This is a genomic window from Acetivibrio sp., from assembly GCF_035371925.1.
Lineage (GTDB): Bacteria > Bacillota > Clostridia > Acetivibrionales > Acetivibrionaceae > Hungateiclostridium.
Map to the genome: position 1 here is coordinate 1 of NZ_DAORXT010000183.1, position 1501 is coordinate 1501.

Here is a 1501-nt window from a genome sequence, read left to right on the forward strand (position 1 = left end):
GGCGGCAATTGGAACGATGGCGCATATGCTGGTTCCCGCACGGCGAACCTGAACAGCTACCCCTGGAACGTGAACCCGAACATTGGCTCTCGCTTTGCCCGTGACTTCAACTATATACAGAGACACAGCTTTACGGAGCTATGTCCATCCGTTTATGGAGTCAGATCCTTAGTCCTTCCCTCGAAGGGAAAAGATAAACTTGCCTCTGCGGTGAGTAAGTTGACTGAAAACTGAAAATGGTAGGGGATATGCCAGTTACTTATAATAATTTGTACAACAAGATATATAGCTTTAACAACCTTTACTCTGCATATTTAAAGGCCAGAAAATGCAAAAGATATAGAAAAGAGGTGCTTGATTTTACAAGCAAATTAGAAGAAAACCTTTTAATTATTCAGAATGAACTTATCTGGAAAACCTATGAACCAGGCAGATTTAAAGAGTTTTATGTCTATGATCCGAAAAAGAGATTGATCCATGCTCCTGCTTTTAGAGATAGAGTCATTCACCATGCTCTATGTAATATCATAGAGCCTTTGTTTGAGAAAAAATTTATCTACGACAGCTATGCCTGCAGAAAAGGAAAGGGCACGCATGCAGCAGTTAAAAGAGTCCAGAAATTTATGAGAAAACTGCCAAGAAACAGTTATGTCTTGAAGGCTGATATCAGCCAGTATTTCCCAAGCATCAATCATTCAATCCTGATGAATATCATTCAACGGACAATTCGATGCAAAGACACTCTCTGGCTCATAGAAACCATCATCTTCCAGACAGACCAGGGGCTCCCCATCGGAGCCTTGACGAGTCAGCTGTTTGCAAATGTGTATCTCAATGAGCTTGACCACTTCATCAAAGACCAATTAGGCGTGAAATATTATTTGAGATATATGGACGACTTTGTAATAGCCCATCCCGACAAAAAATATCTAAAGCAATTGCTGTGCGACATCCAGGACTTCCTGATTACCAGGCTTGCGCTTAAACTCAACCCGAAAACCCGAATTTGCCCCTACGCACAAGGCGTTGACTTTGCTGGATATAGAACCTGGCCTACGCATATACTCCCCCGTAAGCGGAATGTAAAACGAGCAAAAAGGATGTTTAAAAAGCTTATGAAAGATTACGCCTTAGGTATTATAGATCTTGACTATATCAAACCCCGCCTCATGAGCTTTCTTGGCTACATGAAGCACTGTGATGGCTACATCACCCTCCACCACATCCTCTCCGAGTTTGTTTTGAAAAGATAAAATGACAACTTTTTTGCAATTTAAACTAAATTCTGAGAGAAAATTTCGCTTAATGAATATCCCAATATATCCCTTTTTATCACACATTATCCCACAATAAAGCAGAAAAAAACACGAAAAATTGTAAACCGTTGTTTTGGAATTTTGTAAACTTTTAATTGGAATTTTGTAAACTTTTGAATTGGAATGAACACCTATTTATCAGCATGAGCAATACACAGATGAAGAGGGGAATATAAAACTCAGGA

2 protein-coding genes are annotated in these 1501 nt (G+C 39.6%); both read left to right on the forward strand.

All coding sequences use genetic code 11. The features are described 5' to 3' along the window. Positions 1-234 (forward strand): hypothetical protein (locus PLH43_RS13660; RefSeq protein ID WP_324364038.1); only part of this gene is annotated, 234 nt, incomplete at its 5' end. Between the two features lie 14 nt (positions 235-248). Next, entirely contained in the window at positions 249-1253 is a 1005-nt protein-coding gene (locus tag PLH43_RS13665) for a reverse transcriptase/maturase family protein (protein ID WP_324364040.1), read from the forward strand. The last annotated feature ends 248 nt before the right edge of the window (positions 1254-1501 follow it).